The organism is Sphingomonas kaistensis, from assembly GCF_036884275.1.
GTDB classification, from domain to species: domain Bacteria; phylum Pseudomonadota; class Alphaproteobacteria; order Sphingomonadales; family Sphingomonadaceae; genus Sphingomicrobium; species Sphingomicrobium kaistense_A.
In genome coordinates this window covers 612,445-628,177 of record NZ_CP145607.1, presented here as the reverse complement: position 1 = coordinate 628,177, position 15,733 = coordinate 612,445, and the positions used below count along the sequence as shown (strand labels likewise).

Below are 15,733 nucleotides of genomic sequence, written 5' to 3'. Positions count from 1 at the left end.
TCCGGAAGGCCGCTAGGAGCGCTTCTCATGCAAGGCGCGTCCCCCAAGCGACAGAAGGTCGGCGGATCGGCGCTGACCAACCTGCATTTCCTGTTGCTCTACGCCGCGATGCTGGTCGCGGCGGCGGGCAATACCGCGCTGCAATCGGTGATGCCGGCGATCGGCCGCGCGATCGGAATCGCCGATTTCTGGGTCGCCATCGCTTACACCTGGAGCGCCGTGCTGTGGGTATGGCTGGCGCCGACCTGGGCCGAAAAGAGCGACACCCACGGCCGCAAGGCGCTGACCCAATTGGGGCTGCTCGGCTTCATCGTCTCGATGACCCTGTGCGGTCTGGTGCTGATCGCCGGGCTGCACGGATGGACCGGCGCGGCGCTGACCTTTCTGCTGTTCGGGCTGTTCCGCGCCATCTACGGCGCGCTCGGCTGCGCCACGCCGAGCGCGACGCAGGCCTATCTCGCGTCCAAGACCCGGCGCTCGGCGCGAACGGCGCAATTGTCGGCGTTGTCCTCCTCCTTCGGGCTCGGCACTATCGTCGGGCCGGCGTTGGCGCCCTTGTTCGTGCTGCCCTTCATCGGGCTGCCGGGGCCGTTGTTCGCCTTTGCCCTGATCGCGATCGCGGTGGCGCTCGCCATCCATGTCTGGCTGCCCGACGATCGCGGCCAGCGGCTGGAAGGGCGCGGCGCGGCGATGAGCTATCCGAGCCTCGCCTCGATGATCACCGGTGCCAGCGTCCGCGCAGCGACCGCGCCCGACCGGCAGAAGCGCCTGTCGTGGCGTGACGGGCGGATCCGGCAGTGGATCATCGCCGGCGTGGTCGCGGGCCACGCGCAGGCGGCGACGCTGACCTGCATCGGCTTTTACATCATCGATGTCCTGGCGGTCCCCGCTACAAGCGCCGCGCAGCCGATCGCGATCGTCATGATGGCGGGCGCGGGCGGCACGCTGGCGGCGCAATGGGGGCTGATCCCCAAGCTCGGCCTGTCCCCGCGCGCGCTGATCGTGTGGGGGTCCTTGATCGCGGCGCTGGGGCTCGGCGTGACGGCGGTGGCGGGCGATCTCTACGGACTGGTGCTCGGCTTCGGGCTCACGAGCATCGGCTTCGGCTTCACGCGCCCGGGCTTCACCTCCGGCGCAAGCCTCGCCGTCCCGCTTGCCGAACAGGGAGCGGTGGCGGGGGTCATCACCTCGGCCAATGGGATCAGCTACATCTTCGCGCCTGCGGCGGGGATGCTGCTGTACGCGGTGGACCAGCACCTGCCGTTCGGCGTCGCCGTGGCGGTGGTGCTGGTCCTGGCCTGGGGGAGCCGATCGCTGCGCTAGCCGGTCTTGCCGCCCGGACGGGGGGTGAGCATCCCGGGCGAGATAAAGCCGATCCCGCCGCGATCCGGCCGCACCGCGTCGCTCTTCAGCGTGTCCTGAATGCGTTCGTATTCGGCCAGCATCTCGGGCGTCACCGAAGCCCGCGTCTCGGTCAGCGCGGCTTCGAAGTCGGCCATGGTAACTTCGGTATTGGAGAGGTCGCGGCGCAGCGCGGTGAGGCCCGCACGGCGGGTCAGATCCTCGAGGTCGGCCCCGGTGAAGCGCTCGGTCCGGCGCGCCAGCGCCTCCAGGTCGACGTCAGCGGCAAGCGGCATGTTCTTGGCGTGGATCGCCAGGATGCGGCGGCGGCCGGCGACGTCGGGCGGACCGACATACACCAGCTCGTCCAGCCGGCCCGGGCGGAGCAGCGCAGGGTCGATGAGGTTCGGCCGATTGGTCGCGCCGATCAGCACCACGCCCTGCAATTCCTCGAGACCGTCCATTTCGGCGAGGATGGTGTTCACCACTCGCTCGGTCACCTGCGGCTCGCCCATGCCCCCGCCGCGGGCGGGGACCAGGCTGTCCATTTCGTCGATGAAGATGACGGTCGGGGCGACCTGCCGCGCGCGCTGAAACAGGCGGGCGATCTGCTGCTCGCTTTCGCCATACCATTTGCTGAGGAGGTCGGACGATTTGATGGCGATGAAATTGGCCTCGCTTTCGCGCGCCGCGGCCTTGGCCAGCAGGGTCTTGCCGGTGCCCGGCGGGCCGTAGAGCAGGAAGCCCTTGGCCGGACGGATGCCGAGCCGCTTGAAGGCTTCGGCATGCTTCAGCGGCAGCTCGATCCCTTCCTTGAGCTTGGCCGCAGCCTGATCGAGACCGCCGACATCGTCCCAGCCGACGGTCGGCACCTGCACCATCACTTCGCGCATGGCCGAGGGCTGGACGCGCTTCAGGGCATTGTCGAAATCGGTGGTGAGGACGCTTAGCTTGTCGAGCACCTCGGTCGGGATGCTGCCGTCGGCAAGGTTCAGCTCGGGCATGATCCGCCGCACCGATTCGAGTGCGGCTTCGCGGGTCAGGGCGGCAAGATCGGCGCCGACGAAGCCGTAGGTGCGGCGGGCGAGGCCATCGAGATCGACGCCTTCTGCCAGCGGCATGCCGCGGGTGTGGATGCCGAGGATCTCGCGGCGGCCGGCCTCGTCGGGCACGCCGACCACGATTTCGCGGTCGAACCGGCCGGGCCGGCGAAGCGCTTCGTCGATCGCCTCGGGCCGGTTGGTGGCGGCGATGACGACGAGGTTCTGACGCGGCTCGAGGCCGTCCATCAGGGTCAGCAACTGAGCGACGAGGCGCTTTTCCGCTTCACCCGACACCTGGTCGCGCTTGGGGGCGATCGAATCGATCTCGTCGATGAAGATGATCGAGGGCGCGGCCTGGCCGGCTTCCTCGAACAGCTCGCGCAGCTTTTTCTCGGATTCGCCATAGGCCGAACCCATGATCTCGGGACCCGCGATGTGGAAGAATTGCGCGTCGCTCTCGTTGGCGACCGCGCGCGCCAGCCGCGTCTTGCCGGTGCCGGGGGGGCCATGCAGCAGGACGCCCTTGGGCGGATCGACGCCGAGGCGCTGGAACAGTTCGGGATGGCGCAGCGGCAATTCGACCATCTCGCGCAGCGCGTCGATGGTGTCGCGCATGCCGCCGAGGTCGTCATAGGTGACGTCGGCGCGGCGTTCGCCATGCTGCTCGGTATATTCGGGCAGCAGTTCGACCACAGTGTTGGCGTCGATGTGGACGATCCCGCGCGGGGTGGTCGAGACGACGTTGAGACGGATTTCCTGCATCGCGAACGCTGGCGCATTGAGCAGCTGGCGGACGTGATCGGGCATGTCGGCATTGACCCGCTGGTGCCCGGCGGTGGCGACGGTGTCGCCGGCGGTCAGCGGACGGCCGGCGAAGCTGCGCTTCAATGCTTCGGACGAGCCGTGCAGGCGGACGTTGTTCTGCGCCGGCGCGAACACCACGCGGGTCGCCGCCTTGGCCGACGCGCGGCGCACCTCGACGAAATCGCCCGAGCCGACGCCGGCATTGGCGCGCTGAAGGCCGTCGAGGCGGATGATGTCGAGCCCTTCGTCGTCGCCGTAGGGCCGCACCGCGAGCGCCGGGGTGGCACGCTTGCCTTCGATCTCGATCACGTCGCCGTCGGTCAGCCCGAGCTGATCCATGATTTTCTTGGGCACGCGGGCAATGCCCCGGCCGCTGTCGGCGGGGGGCAGGTTGGCCACCTGCAGGCGGCGGATTTCAGTTTCGACGTCGGCCATTCAACACTCCTCAACTCCGCCTAACGGCAGAGGTCGTTCGCGGTTCAATGTGGCATTGGCCGCGCGGTTGAAAAGGCCTCGGCCTATTTCAGCACCCCCGCGATCCGCCGCATCACCGAACGCGGGAGGAAACGCGCGCTTTGCGCGCCGACCCTGTTCATCGCACCGGGAATGACGATCGCCTTGTTCGCCGACAGGCCGGCAAGCCCCGCCGCGACCACCGGACCGGGCTGTTCGCTCAATTTTTCGAAGGCCTGCTGGAACTTGGGCTCAAAGCCGGCGAGTTCGCCGAATTCGGTGCTGGTCGGGCCGGGGCAAAGCGCGGTGACGTGGACCCCGGTACCGCGCACTTCCTCGTGCAGCGCTTCGGTGAAGCTCAGCACAAAGGCCTTGGTCGCGAAATAGACCGCCATGCCGGGGCCGGGCTGGAAAGCGGCGGTGGAAGCGACGTTGAGAATGCCGCCCCGGCCCCGCCCAATCATGCCGGGCAGCACGCCGCGCGCGAGTTCGGTCAGCAGCCCGCAGTTGAGGTCGATCATCTGGCGCAGGCGCGCCGCTTCCTGTTCGGCGACCCGGCCGCGAAGGCCGAAACCGGCATTGTTGACGAGGCAATCGACATGCTCGCCGTGGTCCGCGACGTCCTTCAGCAGGCGCTTGGCAGCGTCCGGCTCCGCCAGATCGAGCGCGACCGCGCGGGCATTGCCAAGCTCGGCCGCGAGCGCTTCGATGCGATTCTTGCGGCGGGCGACCAGCACCAGCCGCGCGCCGGTGGCGGAAAGCTGCCGGGCGAAGTGAACGCCAAGCCCGGCCGAGGCGCCGGTGATGAGAACAACGGGTGACGTCATGGTGCCGGCCGCCTCAGACAAGAGAGGAACGTTTGGGCGGGGCAGCCATGGCGACCGGCCCCGCCTGCTGAATTGCGGCCGCTTAAGCGACGGTCGCCTTGACGATCGTACCGGGCTCGCGCGGGGGTTCGCCCTTGGGCAGCGCGTCGACATGCTCCATGCCGCTCTCGACATTGCCCCACACGGTATACTGCTTGTCGAGGAAGCGGGCGTCGTCGAAGCAGATGAAGAACTGGCTATTGGCCGTGTTCGGCTGGTTGGTGCGCGCCATCGAGCAGGTGCCGCGGACGTGCGGCTCGGCGTTGAATTCGGCCTTGAGGTCGGGAAGCTCGCTGCCGCCCATGCCGGTGCCGGTGGGATCGCCGCCCTGAGCCATGAAGCCCGGGATCACGCGGTGGAACTTGACGCCGTCGTAGAAGCCTTCGCTCGCAAGCTTGGCGATCCGCTCGACGTGACCCGGCGCGAGGTCAGGCCGGAGCTTGATCACGACATCGCCGCCGCTCGAAAGGGTCAGGGTAAGGGTCTGGGGCGCGTCGGCCATGGGGGTAATCTCCTGTTGGAAAGGTTGCCGGGCATTTAGGGGGTGGTGCCCGTCAGCGCTACCCCGAGGGGTGAGGCGTTCTGTTGTTGCCATCCCCGAAGGGGTGACAAGTCCGGCCCGCCGTGACAGGAGCCAAGCCCAAGCAACACGGGCGGGGTGGGAGGACAGCATGAGCGAGCGCGAACCGCTTGACGCCGACCTGCTGACCGTCGCTGCCGACGAGCCCGACGGCGAGGTGATGGACGCCGAGGATCGGCTTCGTCCCGATTTCGTCGAAAAGGTGCTCGACGCGGTTCACGACGGCGATGCCGAGACCGCCCGCGGCTTGGTCAAACCGCTTCACCCCGCCGACGTCGCCGACCTGATCGAACTCGCCCGCGCCGACGAGCGCGAGGGGCTGGTCGCCGCGCTCGCCGAGCTGGTCGATGCCGAGGTGCTGGCCGAGCTCAACGAGCATGTCCGCGAGATCCTAATCAGCGAAATGGCGCCCGAGCGGGTTGCCGAGATCGCCGGCGAGCTCGACACCGACGACGCGGTCGCGATCATCGAGGATCTCGAGGAAGACGACCAACGCGCCGTCCTGCGGGCGATGGAGCCCGACGACCGTGCCGCGATCGAGGAAGCGCTCACCTACGGCGAGGAGACCGCCGGGCGCCTGATGCAGCGCGATCTGATCGCGGTGCCGACGCATTGGAACGTCGGGCAGGTGATCGATTACCTGCGTTCCGAGCGCGAGCTTGCCGACGATTTCTGGGAAGTGTTCGTGGTGTCGCCGAGCCACCATCCGGTCGGCACCTGCAAGCTGTCGACCATCCTCCGCTCGCCCCGCGCGACCAGCGTCGCCGACATCATGGCGGTCGAGCAGACGTTGATCCCGGTCGATATGGACCAGGAAGACGTGGCGCTGCGCTTCCAGAAATATGCGCTGGTGTCGGCCGCGGTGATCGACGCCAGCGGGCGACTGGTGGGCATGATCACCGTCGACGACATCGTCCACATCATCCAGGCCGAAGCGAGCGAGGACGTGCTGCTGCTGTCGGGCGCGGGCGAAGGCGACATCAACGAGCCGGTGCTCGACAGCTACAAGGCGCGGGTCCGCTGGCTGATCGCCAATCTGCTGACCGCGTTGCTGGCTTCGACCATCATTCGCCTGTTCGAGGGTTCGATCGAGCGGCTGGCGATCCTTGCCGCGCTGATGCCGATCGTCGCCGGCGTAGGCGGTAATGCGGGGACGCAGACGCTGGCGGTGACGGTGCGTGCGCTGGCGACCAATCAGCTGACCGGCTCCAACCGCTGGCGAGCGGTTGGGCGGGAGATGCGGGTGGCGCTGATGAACGGCCTGACGGTCGCCTCCTTGGTCGGGATCGCGGTGACGCTGATCCTTGGCTCGGGCCAGCTCGGCGGAGTGATTGCGGCGGCGATGCTGTTCAACGTGCTGATCGCGGGGTTTGCCGGCGTGCTGGTCCCGCTGACCATGGAGCGGTGGGGCGCGGACCCGGCGGTGGCGAGCTCGATCTTCGTCACCATGGTGACCGATTCGATGGGCTTTCTGTTGTTCCTCGGGCTTGCGACGGCGGTTGGCCTGACCGGTTGAGCTTGGCGCAAGCCATTCAACTTGCTACATAATCACTCGTGCCGTTACACCTGACCAAGGTGGCCGTGGGCTGCCGCACCCTTGAATCGCTCGAAAAGCGTTTCGCCACCCGCGCGAGTGGCGGCGAGGTGAGGGTGGTGACGCGGATGCGGCCCAAGCGGCTGGCCGAAATCCTCGACGGCGGCGCGCTGTACTGGATCGTCCAGCACCGGCTGGTCGCCTGCTCGGCCATCCTGCGCGTCGACGAGCGCCCCGACGGGCGGATCGATTTCGTATGCAGCGAACGGTTGCAGGCGATACCTTCGATGCCCAAGCGCGCGCACCAGGGGTGGCGCTATCTCGAGCATGACGTTGCGCCCAAGCCCGGCGACAATGACGACAGCGGCCTCAGCCTGTTGCCGCCGTCGCTGTACGGGCGTCTGTCGGCGCTGGCCCTCTTGTAGAGCTCAGCGCCGACCGGCCGCTTACTGGCCCTGGGTGAAGCCCTTGCCCTGCAATTCGCTGTAATTCGACTTGGTGTCGTCCTGGGCTTCGGCCCATTGCGCGCTCGACATGCACACCCGTTCGAAGCGAGCGTTGGAGCCGGTGACCGGCACGCGTTTGCAGATCGTCTTGGCAGGCTTGTCGGCGGCAGCGTTGGCGGCAAGCGTGGTGGGAGTCCTGCCGGCGGGGAGCTTCCACGCGATCTGGCCCTTGTGCGCGCTGCTTCCCGAGCCGACGCCGGGGTTGGCTGCGAACACCGCATGCTGGGTAATCACCGTGCAGGTTTCCTGGTCGAGACGCGGAAAGCCGCTGCTTTGCGTGATCGCGCACGAAGTCGGATGACCGGCCTTGTCGAGCTGAACCTCGAAACCGACCAGGCCTTCTTCACCGGCGGCCAGAGCGCGCGGCGGATAAAGCTTCATCAGCGTCTCAGCATTGCCGAGATCGCTACGCTGCGTCTCGGCGATGGCCGGGGCCGCGACCAGCGCGGCGGCGACAAGGAGGAAAGCGGGGCGCATGGTAGTCTCCAAGGGTGATTAGATTGTTCTTTGACGAGGAACCGGCGGCCAATGCCGGCCGGCGGCGAATTACAGACCTTGTTTCCAGCCTTTGCCCTGTAGGTCTTCCCAATTAGCCTTGCTGTCGAGGCGGGCTTCCTGCCACTCCGCTTCGGTCATGCAGACTCGTTCATACCCTATGATCGTTCCGGTCCGGACAAAGCGGCGACACTTAATCTTGCCGGGCGCGGTGACCACGGCGGCGGCGTTGGTGGCGGGCGTCACGCCGGCCGGTAGTGTCCAGGCGATGGTCCCGGCATGCTTGCTGCTGCCCGAGCCGACCCCCGCGTTGGTACCGAACACGGCGTGCTGCGTGATGACGGCGCAGGTTTCCTGGTCGAGCCGCGGAAAGCCGCTGCTTTGCGTGACCTGGCATGCGGTCGGATGACCCGCCTTGTCGAGCGACACTTCAAACCCGACCACGCCTTGCTCGCCGGCGGCTAGCGCACGGGGCGGATAAAGCTTCTGGATGACGGCGGCATTATCGAGGCCGGAGCGCTGGGCCGATGCGTTGGCGGTCATGGCGGCGGCAAGGATGCCGGCGAAGAGAATCGATGGACGCATGGCGGGTCTCCGATCGTGACGGAGCGACAGCCTATGCTATTCCCGGTTGATTGAAAACATCAACGGCAGTTGGTGACGGTCGCGGCGCCCGTGACCTTCTGGATGCAGGACACCGGGTTTTGCAGGGTCACGGTGGTGGCGCCGCTGGCGGTGACCTTGACGGTGCGCCGGGCGGCGGCACGCACTTCGCTGTTGCCGGTGGCGACCAGCACCAGTTCGTCGGCACCGAGCGCCCCGGCATCGACCACCACCGAACCCTCGGCGAGCACGTTGCCGGTCTTTACCGCGCCCGCCAGCGCGACGGCACCGCTGCCGCCGGCGACGAGGTTCAAGCGGTCGGCGCGAAGGTCAGCGACCTTGAGCAGCCCGGGTCCGGCGAGCGCGAGGTTCACGGTAAGGCCGGTCATGCGATCAATCTGCAGCCGCCCGGTGCCGATAACGGTCGCGGTGGTGAGGTCGGGCGTGGCGATGGTGAGCCGGATCGGAGCGCTGGTCCGGGCGCCGGTCGAGCTGCGTTGGCGCACGATCAGGGTCCGCCCTTCGACCTGAAGATCGACCAGATCGAGCGCCGCCGCCGGGCCTTCGGCTTTGGCGTTGGGTGATTTGTTTGTCGCCAGCACCACGTCGAACGGCGCTTCCATCCGGATGCGGTCGAAGCTGGTGATGGTGAAACGGCGCTCGGCCGCGAGCGACGGGGTCGCGGCGAGGCCGATCAGCAGGGGGGCGAGAAAGCGGGTCATGATCCCGTTTTCTCGCCGCTTTTGGTTAACGGACCTTCAAGACGCCGGCTTACGAGCAGCGAATGTCGCCGCTGCCGTTCTTGCGGGTTTCGCAGCGGGCACCGCCGGTGATGGCGATATCGCCCGAGCCGGCGATGTTGGCCCTGGCGGTGCCGGTGGCCTGCGCCTGGATATTCCCGCTGCCGGCGATCCGGACTTCGGCATCGACCGTCCTCACGCCCGAGGCATCGAGGTCACCCGATCCGGCGATGTTGTAGCGGGCGCGCTGCGCCTGACCGGCGGCGGTGATCTCGCCCGAACCGGCGATCGACAGCCCGAGGTCCTGCACGGCAAGTTGCGTCAGGCGCAAATTGCCCGATCCCGCGATAGAGCCCTTGAATCGTTCGCCCGCAACCCGGTCGATGTCGATGTCGCCCGACCCCGCCACCGCGGCCTGGTCGAGTGCGGGCACGGTGATGGTGAAGCGGGAAGTGTCCCTGGAGGTCCAGTTCATCCCGGCCCGCCAATTCTTCTTCTTGGGCCGGATGAGAAGCTTGCCGTCCTTCACCACCACCTCGGTCTCGTCGAGCAGCTTTTGCGGACCCGTGGCGGCAACCGACACCGCTCGGCCGGTCGTGACCTTGACGTCGAACGGCCCGGCAACTTCCAGCCCGGTAAAGGCGCCGACCTGATAGTTGCGGCTGACCGACGGGCCGGCCGATTCGGCGCGTCCGACCGAGCAGGCCGAGAGGGCGGCAACCGACAGAACGGCGGTGGCGGCGAATAGAAGCGGATGGCGCATGTGATGATCCCCTGCTGTGTTGCCGAAGCAATACACTAGCACGGAGGGTTCGGCAAGCGTCAAAAAAAGGCGCCGCCCGGGTCGGGCAGCGCCTCTTTGTTTTCCTCGGGAGAGCCGCTTACTCGGCGTCTTCCTTGGTTTTGTGATGAAGCACCGCGGCTTCGTTCAGGATCTGGTGGATCTTGGCCAGCGCCGCCTTTTCGTCGGTCTGCTCCATCGCGCCGAGTTCGCGCGCCAAGCGCGAGGCGGCGGCTTCGAAGATCTGCCGTTCCGAATAGCTCTGCTCGGGCGCATCGTCCGGGCGGAACAGGTCGCGGGTCACCTCGGCGATCGACGACAGGTCGCCCGAGTTGATCTTGGCTTCATATTCCTGGGCGCGGCGCGACCACATGGTGCGCTTGACCTTGGGCTTGCCCTTCAGGATTTCGAGCGCCGCGACCATCGTCTTGTCGCTCGACAGCTTGCGCATGCCCACCGAGTCCGCCTTGTTGACGGGAACCCGCAGGGTCATCTTCTCTTTTTCGAAACGCAGCACATACAGTTGCAGGCTGGTACCGGCGATTTCGGTGCTTTGCAGTTCGACGACGCGTCCAACGCCGTGCTTGGGGTAAACCACATAATCGCCAACGTCGAAGCTAAGGGCCTTCGCTGCCATTCTTCACCTTTCCAGATACGAGATGCGTTTGGCCGAACGGTGGTGGCGCCCCCAAGTCGCCCCGTAGCATTGGCATCTCTGATGACGGTCTTCAGATCGGCGACCGCCGAGAGGGTGGTTGCGAACAAGGCCGCAGCGCATGGGTGATGCGTACGGCCCCTGTGTCACGAGTATATAACATAAGATCGCTCAGATCGCCAGCCCCAGTTGCCGTGGGCCCGTATCCTCGCGCGGGACGAGGTTGGAGAGGCCGAGACCGAGCAGCCGCACCCCCATCGGCACCGGCAGCAATGTGTCGAGCAGGTGGTGGCCGGCGGCGGTGAAGGCGTCCCGATCGCTCACCGGATCGATGAAACTGTGGGCCCGGCTGATCAGCCGGAAGTCGGAGAATTTTACCTTGAGCGTGATGGTGCGGCCCGCCGTCCCGGCCCGCGCGATGCGCTCCCAGGCGAGGCCGGCCACCCGGTCGAGCTCGCGGTGGAGGTCTTCACCCGTCCGGTAGTCCTCGTTGAAGGTCCGCTCGGCGCTGACCGATTTGGCGATCCGGCTGCTGCGCACCGGTCGCTCGTCGATCCCCCGGCAGATCCGCCAATACCATTCGCCCGAGCTGCCGAACCGGCCGGTCAATTCCTCGAGGGTCAGCGACTGGAGATCGGCCCCGGTATGGATGCCGAGCTTTTCGAGCCGTTCGGCGGTTTTCGGGCCGATGCCGTGGAAACGTCCCACCGCCAGCGAGGCGATATAGCGCTGGGCCTGTTCGGGACGAATGACGCACAGGCCATCGGGCTTGTTCTGGTCGCTGGCGAGCTTGGCGACGAACTTGCAATAGGACACGCCGGCCGAGGCGGTGAGCCCGGTCTCGGCCTTGATCCGGGCGCGGATCGCCTCGGCGATGGCCCGCGCCGAGCCGAGGTTGTGACGGTCCTCGCTGACGTCGAGATAGGCTTCGTCGAGGCTCAACGGCTCGATCGCGTCGGTATAGTCGGCGAAGATGGCGCGGATCTGGTGGCTGACCTCGCGGTAGGCGTCGAAGCGAGGTTTGACGAATACGAGGTCGGGGCAGCGCCGCCTGGCTGTCACGCTGGGCATGGCCGACCGCACCCCGAACACCCGCGCTTCATAGCTTGCCGCCGCCACCACCCCGCGATGCCCGCCGCCGACCGCCACCGGCTTGCCGCGCAGGCTGGGATCGTCGCGCTGTTCGACGCTGGCGAAGAAGGCGTCCATGTCGACGTGAATGATTTTCCGCACTGGCGCCGGTGCGGCGGACAGGGACTCCGGGGACGGCGATGCGTTCACGCCCCGTTCTCTAACTTGGCTTGGCGCAAGAGTCATGCTTTAGGGCTCGCAAACCCTCACCCACGGGAAGATCCATGAACATCCACGAATATCAGGCCAAGGAATTGCTCGCGAAGTACGGCGTGCCGGTGCCCGCCGGTCATGCCGCGATGAGCGTCGAGGAAGCGGTGGATGCCGCCGGCAAGCTTCCCGGACCGTTGTGGGTGGTGAAAGCGCAGATCCACGCCGGTGGCCGCGGCAAGGGCAAGTTCACCGAACTCGGCCCCGATGCCAAGGGCGGTGTCCGCTTGGCCAAGAGCATCGAGGAAGTCCGCGCGCACGCCGAGGAAATGCTCGGCAAGACCCTGGTTACCATCCAGACCGGCGACGCCGGCAAGGAAGTGCAGCGCCTGTACATCACCGACGGCGTCGACATCGCCAAGGAATTCTACCTCGCGCTGCTGGTCGATCGCGAGACCGGCCGGATCGCGGTGGTGGCTTCGACCGAAGGCGGCATGAACATCGAGGACGTCGCGCACGACTCCCCCGAGAAAATCCACACCATCACCATCGACCCGGCCACCGGCCTGATGCCGCATCACGGCCGCGCGGTGTCGGCTGCGCTGGGCCTCACCGGCGATCTCGCCAAGCAGGCGACCAAGGTGCTGGCCGGCCTTTATGCCGCCTTCATCGGCAGCGACGCCGAGCAGATCGAGATCAATCCGCTCGCGGTCACCGACGATGGCAAGCTGATGGTGCTTGACGCCAAGGTCGGTTTCGACGGCAACGCCATGTTCCGCCACAAGGACATCGCCGAACTGCGCGACCTGACCGAAGAAGACCCGATGGAAGTCGAGGCATCGAAATACGACCTCGCCTACATCAAGCTCGACGGGGACATCGGCTGCATGGTCAACGGCGCGGGCCTTGCGATGGCGACCATGGACATCATCAAGCTGAACGGCGCCTTCCCGGCCAACTTCCTCGACGTCGGCGGCGGCGCCAACAAGGAAAAGGTCACCGCCGCGTTCAAGATCATTCTCGCCGATCCGGCGGTGAAGGGGATCCTGGTCAACATCTTCGGCGGCATCATGAAGTGCGACATCATCGCCGACGGCATCGTCGCCGCCGCGCGCGAGGTCGACTTGAAGGTCCCGCTGGTGGTCCGCCTCGAAGGCACGAACGTCCAGCAAGGCAAGGACATTCTCGCGAACTCGGGTCTGCCGATCGTCGCCGCGAACGACCTTGGCGATGCGGCTGCCAAGATCGTCGCGGAAGTGAAAAAGGCGGCGTAAGGCCGCGGATGACGTCACCCCGGCCTTGGGCCGGGGTCCATCTTCCTTCTCAGCGGTTTAGGAAGGAAGGCAGGTTGATGCCGGCTCACGTTCGGCATGACGGAGAGGGATCGAAATGAAGGTACTCGTCGCGGTCAAGCGCGTGATCGATTATAACGTGAAGCCCCGGGTGAAGATGGACGGCTCCGGCGTCGATCTCGCCAACGTCAAGATGAGCATGAACCCCTTCGACGAGATCGCCGTCGAGGAAGCCATCCGCCTCAAGGACAAGGCCGGAGCGACCGAGATCGTGGTCGTCTCCGTCGGTCCGCAGAAGGCGCAGGAAACCATCCGCACCGCGCTCGCCATGGGCGCCGATCGCGGCATCCTGGTCCAGACCGACGACGAGGTCGAACCGCTCGGCGTTGCCAAGATCCTGGCGAAGATCGTCGAGGAAGAGCAGCCGCAGGTGATTCTGGTCGGCAAGCAGGCGATCGACGATGATAGCTCGCAGGTTGGCCAGATGCTCGGCGCGCTGACGGGCTACGGCCAGGGCACGTTCGCGTCAAAGGTCGAGATCAGCGGCGACACCGCCAACGTCACCCGCGAAGTCGACGGCGGGCTCGAGACGGTGGCGATCAAGCTGCCGGCGATCGTCACCACCGACCTTCGCCTCAACGACCCGCGCTATCCGTCGCTGCCCAATATCATGAAGGCCAAGTCGAAGCCGATGGCGACCAAGACGCCGGCCGATTTCGGCGTGGACGTGTCGCCGCGCCTCGAAACGCTCAAGGTCGAAGAGCCCGCCAAGCGCCAGGGCGGCGCCAAGGTCGGCAGCGTCGACGAACTGGTCACGAAGCTCAAGTCTCTCGGAGTTGTCGCATGAAGATACTGGTTCTCGGCGAGCACGCCCACGGCAAGGTCAAGGATTCGACCCTCGCCACCCTCGGCGCCGCGGCCGCGCTCGGCGGCGAAGCGCATCTGCTGTTGATCGGCTCGGACGCCGCCGCTGCCGCGGATGACGCCAAGACCATCGCCGGCATCGGCAAGGTCCATGTCGCCGCCGACGCGGGCCTCGACCACGAGCTGGCGGAAAGCGTCGCGCCCTTGATCGCCAAGCTGATGGACAGCCACGACGTGCTGCTCGCCTCGTCCACCACCACCGGCCGAAACATCGCGCCGCGGGTGGCGGCGATGCTCGACGTCATGCAGATCAGCGACATCGTCGCGGTCGAGGGTCCGGACACGTTCCAGCGCCCGATCTACGCCGGCAACGCCATCGCCACCGTGCGTTCCAAGGATGCCAAGAAGGTGATCACCGTGCGCGGCACCGCCTTCACCAAGGCGGAACGCGGCGCCGGCAATGCCGAGGTCGAGACGGTCGACGCCGGCGTCTCGAACGCGGTGTCCAGCTTCGTCTCGATGGAAGCCAGCGAGAGCGAGCGTCCTGAGCTGACCAGCGCCAAGATCATCGTGTCGGGTGGCCGCGCGCTGGGCTCCTCCGAGCAATTCCACGCGCTGATCGATCCGCTGGCCGACAAGCTTGGCGCGGCGGTCGGGGCGAGCCGCGCGGCGGTCGATGCGGGTTATGCGCCCAACGATTATCAGGTCGGCCAGACCGGCAAGATCGTCGCCCCGGAATTGTATGTCGCGATCGGCATCTCCGGCGCGATCCAGCACCTTGCGGGCATGAAGGACAGCAAGGTCATCGTCGCCATCAACAAGGACGAAGAAGCCCCGATCTTCCAGATCGCGGACGTCGGCCTGGTCGGCGACCTGTTCAAGCTGGTCCCGGAGCTGACCGACAAACTCTGAGGCTTGCGCTGCAGTAAAGTCGCGATACCCTCGCTGGTCTGATGATCGGCGGGGGTATGGCCTGTGCGTGTTGGTGCTCTCTGTCTTCCTGCCGCTCTGGCGCTGACCACTGCCGCATCGGCCCGCGAGCCGCTGGTGCTGGCTCCGGTCAAGCCGTGGAACCTCCATTATTCGGACAATAGCTGCCAGCTGTTCCGCTCCTTCGGCGATCCGGCCAATCCGACCCAGCTGGTCCTCGAAAGCCTCGGGCCCGACAGCGGAATGATGATGATGGTGTTCGGCGGGGCGCTGACGTCCAAGCCGACCACAGACAAGGCCAAGGCGACCTTTCTGCCTTCCACGGGGCGCAGCTTTGACGATGGCAAGGTGAGCGAGACGACCTCGGACAAGAAGACCGCCATTCACTGGAGCGGCGTCAGCCTGCTACCGGAGACCGAAAGCGATAAGAAAGACAAGGATGACGATCGGGCGCAATCTGCGGCGCGCAGAGCCTCCAATCGCGCCCTCGAAAAGAACGCCGCCGCCACCGTCACCGCTTTGCAGGTGACCGAGCCGCGCCGTGGCGCCGTGGTGTTGCAGACCGGTTCGCTCGGCAAGGTCATGGGCATGGTCCGCGAGTGCAATCGCGAACAGATGGCGGGATGGGGGCTCGATCCCGCGGTGCAGGACAGGATCGTGCTCGACGCCAGGCCGACACGAAAATTGGCTTCGCTGTTCAGCGACCGAGATTATCCCTCGGGGGCAATCCATAACGGCGACATGTCCGTGGTTTCGGCGCGCCTGATTGTGAGCGCCGATGGCAAGGTCACCCGCTGCACCCCGCTGACCCCCTTTTCCGGGGAAGGGTTCAAGGAAGTGGTCTGCGCACGGTTGTCGAAGGCTGTGTATGAGCCGGCCGAGCTTGCCGACGGAACCAAAGTGCCGACCTTTGTGATAACCAGGATCGACTTTCGATTTCCGGATTGAGTGATTTGCGATCTTAT

Annotated in this window: 16 protein-coding genes; 7 read left to right on the top strand and 9 right to left on the bottom strand. The window is 66.4% G+C overall.

Annotated features, from left to right (window positions below; all coding sequences use genetic code 11):
* Positions 1–27: 27 nt before the first annotated feature.
* Positions 28–1,323, top strand: a complete 1,296-nt coding sequence (locus V6R86_RS02935; protein WP_338501945.1) for an MFS transporter — start codon at positions 28–30, stop codon at positions 1,321–1,323.
* On the opposite strand, the gene V6R86_RS02930 is transcribed toward V6R86_RS02935, so the two are convergent.
* The 3 genes from V6R86_RS02930 to V6R86_RS02920 all read right to left on the bottom strand — a co-directional run bounded on the left by V6R86_RS02930 (position 1,320) and on the right by V6R86_RS02920 (position 5,009).
* Positions 1,320–3,623, bottom strand: coding sequence for a CDC48 family AAA ATPase (locus V6R86_RS02930; protein ID WP_338501943.1), 2,304 nt, complete (start codon positions 3,621–3,623; stop codon positions 1,320–1,322). The two genes, V6R86_RS02935 and V6R86_RS02930, sit on opposite strands and share 4 nt — an antisense overlap.
* Positions 3,624–3,706: 83 nt before the next feature.
* A complete protein-coding gene (locus V6R86_RS02925) occupies positions 3,707–4,468 on the bottom strand; it encodes an SDR family oxidoreductase (protein ID WP_338501941.1) in 762 nt (253 codons plus the stop codon).
* 82 nt (positions 4,469–4,550) lie between these two features.
* On the bottom strand, positions 4,551–5,009 hold the full coding sequence (locus V6R86_RS02920; protein WP_338501938.1) for a peptidylprolyl isomerase: 459 nt from the start codon (positions 5,007–5,009) through the stop codon (positions 4,551–4,553).
* A gap of 169 nt (positions 5,010–5,178) precedes the next feature.
* Between V6R86_RS02920 and mgtE the strand changes: the two genes are divergently transcribed.
* Complete coding sequence (mgtE, locus tag V6R86_RS02915) at positions 5,179–6,603, top strand: magnesium transporter (protein ID WP_425335936.1); 1,425 nt, start codon at positions 5,179–5,181, stop codon at positions 6,601–6,603.
* Between the two features lie 38 nt (positions 6,604–6,641).
* Positions 6,642–7,046 (top strand): DUF1489 family protein, encoded by a 405-nt coding sequence (locus V6R86_RS02910; RefSeq protein ID WP_338501936.1) that lies wholly within the window; start codon positions 6,642–6,644, stop codon positions 7,044–7,046.
* A 21-nt stretch (positions 7,047–7,067) separates the two neighbouring features.
* Here the strand turns inward: V6R86_RS02910 and V6R86_RS02905 are convergent, their stop codons facing one another.
* The 6 genes from V6R86_RS02905 to dinB all read right to left on the bottom strand — a co-directional run bounded on the left by V6R86_RS02905 (position 7,068) and on the right by dinB (position 11,610).
* A complete protein-coding gene (locus tag V6R86_RS02905) occupies positions 7,068–7,604 on the bottom strand; it encodes an energy transducer TonB (RefSeq protein WP_338501935.1) in 537 nt (178 codons plus the stop codon).
* Positions 7,605–7,673: 69 nt separating this feature from the next.
* Positions 7,674–8,207 (bottom strand): energy transducer TonB, encoded by a 534-nt coding sequence (locus V6R86_RS02900; RefSeq protein ID WP_338501933.1) that lies wholly within the window; start codon positions 8,205–8,207, stop codon positions 7,674–7,676.
* A 59-nt stretch (positions 8,208–8,266) separates the two neighbouring features.
* Positions 8,267–8,947, bottom strand: coding sequence for a GIN domain-containing protein (locus tag V6R86_RS02895; protein WP_338501930.1), 681 nt, complete (start codon positions 8,945–8,947; stop codon positions 8,267–8,269).
* A 49-nt stretch (positions 8,948–8,996) separates the two neighbouring features.
* Positions 8,997–9,728 carry a head GIN domain-containing protein gene (locus tag V6R86_RS02890; protein WP_338501928.1) on the bottom strand — a complete coding sequence of 244 codons (732 nt, stop codon included), beginning with the start codon at positions 9,726–9,728 and terminating at the stop codon, positions 8,997–8,999.
* Positions 9,729–9,846: 118 nt separating this feature from the next.
* A complete protein-coding gene (locus tag V6R86_RS02885) occupies positions 9,847–10,383 on the bottom strand; it encodes a CarD family transcriptional regulator (protein WP_338501925.1) in 537 nt (178 codons plus the stop codon).
* Positions 10,384–10,572: 189 nt separating this feature from the next.
* Entirely contained in the window at positions 10,573–11,610 is a 1,038-nt protein-coding gene (gene dinB, locus V6R86_RS02880; RefSeq protein ID WP_425335974.1) for a DNA polymerase IV, read from the bottom strand.
* 146 nt (positions 11,611–11,756) lie between these two features.
* Between dinB and sucC the strand changes: the two genes are divergently transcribed.
* From sucC to V6R86_RS02860, 4 genes are all read left to right on the top strand, one after another.
* On the top strand, positions 11,757–12,956 hold the full coding sequence (sucC, locus tag V6R86_RS02875; protein WP_338501921.1) for an ADP-forming succinate--CoA ligase subunit beta: 1,200 nt from the start codon (positions 11,757–11,759) through the stop codon (positions 12,954–12,956).
* A gap of 115 nt (positions 12,957–13,071) precedes the next feature.
* On the top strand, positions 13,072–13,821 hold the full coding sequence (locus V6R86_RS02870) for an electron transfer flavoprotein subunit beta/FixA family protein (RefSeq protein WP_338501919.1): 750 nt from the start codon (positions 13,072–13,074) through the stop codon (positions 13,819–13,821).
* Positions 13,818–14,750, top strand: a complete 933-nt coding sequence (locus V6R86_RS02865; protein ID WP_338501917.1) for an electron transfer flavoprotein subunit alpha/FixB family protein — start codon at positions 13,818–13,820, stop codon at positions 14,748–14,750. Before V6R86_RS02870 ends, V6R86_RS02865 begins: the two co-directional genes overlap by 4 nt.
* 264 nt (positions 14,751–15,014) lie before the next feature.
* Positions 15,015–15,716, top strand: a complete 702-nt coding sequence (locus V6R86_RS02860; RefSeq protein WP_338501915.1) for a hypothetical protein — start codon at positions 15,015–15,017, stop codon at positions 15,714–15,716.
* The last annotated feature ends 17 nt before the right edge of the window (positions 15,717–15,733 follow it).

What these genes read in the sequence shown, in the direction of transcription:
- V6R86_RS02890 (WP_338501928.1), bottom strand. Translation starts at nt 9,728, where the DNA reads ATGCGCCATCCGCTTCTATTCGCCGCCACCGCCGTTCTGTCGGTTGCC.
- sucC (WP_338501921.1), top strand. Translation starts at nt 11,757, where the DNA reads ATGAACATCCACGAATATCAGGCCAAGGAATTGCTCGCGAAGTACGGC.
- V6R86_RS02905 (WP_338501935.1), bottom strand. Translation starts at nt 7,604, where the DNA reads ATGCGCCCCGCTTTCCTCCTTGTCGCCGCCGCGCTGGTCGCGGCCCCG.
- mgtE (WP_425335936.1), top strand. Translation starts at nt 5,179, where the DNA reads ATGAGCGAGCGCGAACCGCTTGACGCCGACCTGCTGACCGTCGCTGCC.
- V6R86_RS02870 (WP_338501919.1), top strand. Translation starts at nt 13,072, where the DNA reads ATGAAGGTACTCGTCGCGGTCAAGCGCGTGATCGATTATAACGTGAAG.
- V6R86_RS02920 (WP_338501938.1), bottom strand. Translation starts at nt 5,009, where the DNA reads ATGGCCGACGCGCCCCAGACCCTTACCCTGACCCTTTCGAGCGGCGGC.
- dinB (WP_425335974.1), bottom strand. Translation starts at nt 11,610, where the DNA reads ATGGACGCCTTCTTCGCCAGCGTCGAACAGCGCGACGATCCCAGCCTG.
- V6R86_RS02885 (WP_338501925.1), bottom strand. Translation starts at nt 10,383, where the DNA reads ATGGCAGCGAAGGCCCTTAGCTTCGACGTTGGCGATTATGTGGTTTAC.
- V6R86_RS02895 (WP_338501930.1), bottom strand. Translation starts at nt 8,947, where the DNA reads ATGACCCGCTTTCTCGCCCCCCTGCTGATCGGCCTCGCCGCGACCCCG.
- V6R86_RS02865 (WP_338501917.1), top strand. Translation starts at nt 13,818, where the DNA reads ATGAAGATACTGGTTCTCGGCGAGCACGCCCACGGCAAGGTCAAGGAT.
- V6R86_RS02925 (WP_338501941.1), bottom strand. Translation starts at nt 4,468, where the DNA reads ATGACGTCACCCGTTGTTCTCATCACCGGCGCCTCGGCCGGGCTTGGC.
- V6R86_RS02935 (WP_338501945.1), top strand. Translation starts at nt 28, where the DNA reads ATGCAAGGCGCGTCCCCCAAGCGACAGAAGGTCGGCGGATCGGCGCTG.
- V6R86_RS02900 (WP_338501933.1), bottom strand. Translation starts at nt 8,207, where the DNA reads ATGCGTCCATCGATTCTCTTCGCCGGCATCCTTGCCGCCGCCATGACC.
- V6R86_RS02930 (WP_338501943.1), bottom strand. Translation starts at nt 3,623, where the DNA reads ATGGCCGACGTCGAAACTGAAATCCGCCGCCTGCAGGTGGCCAACCTG.
- V6R86_RS02860 (WP_338501915.1), top strand. Translation starts at nt 15,015, where the DNA reads ATGATGATGGTGTTCGGCGGGGCGCTGACGTCCAAGCCGACCACAGAC.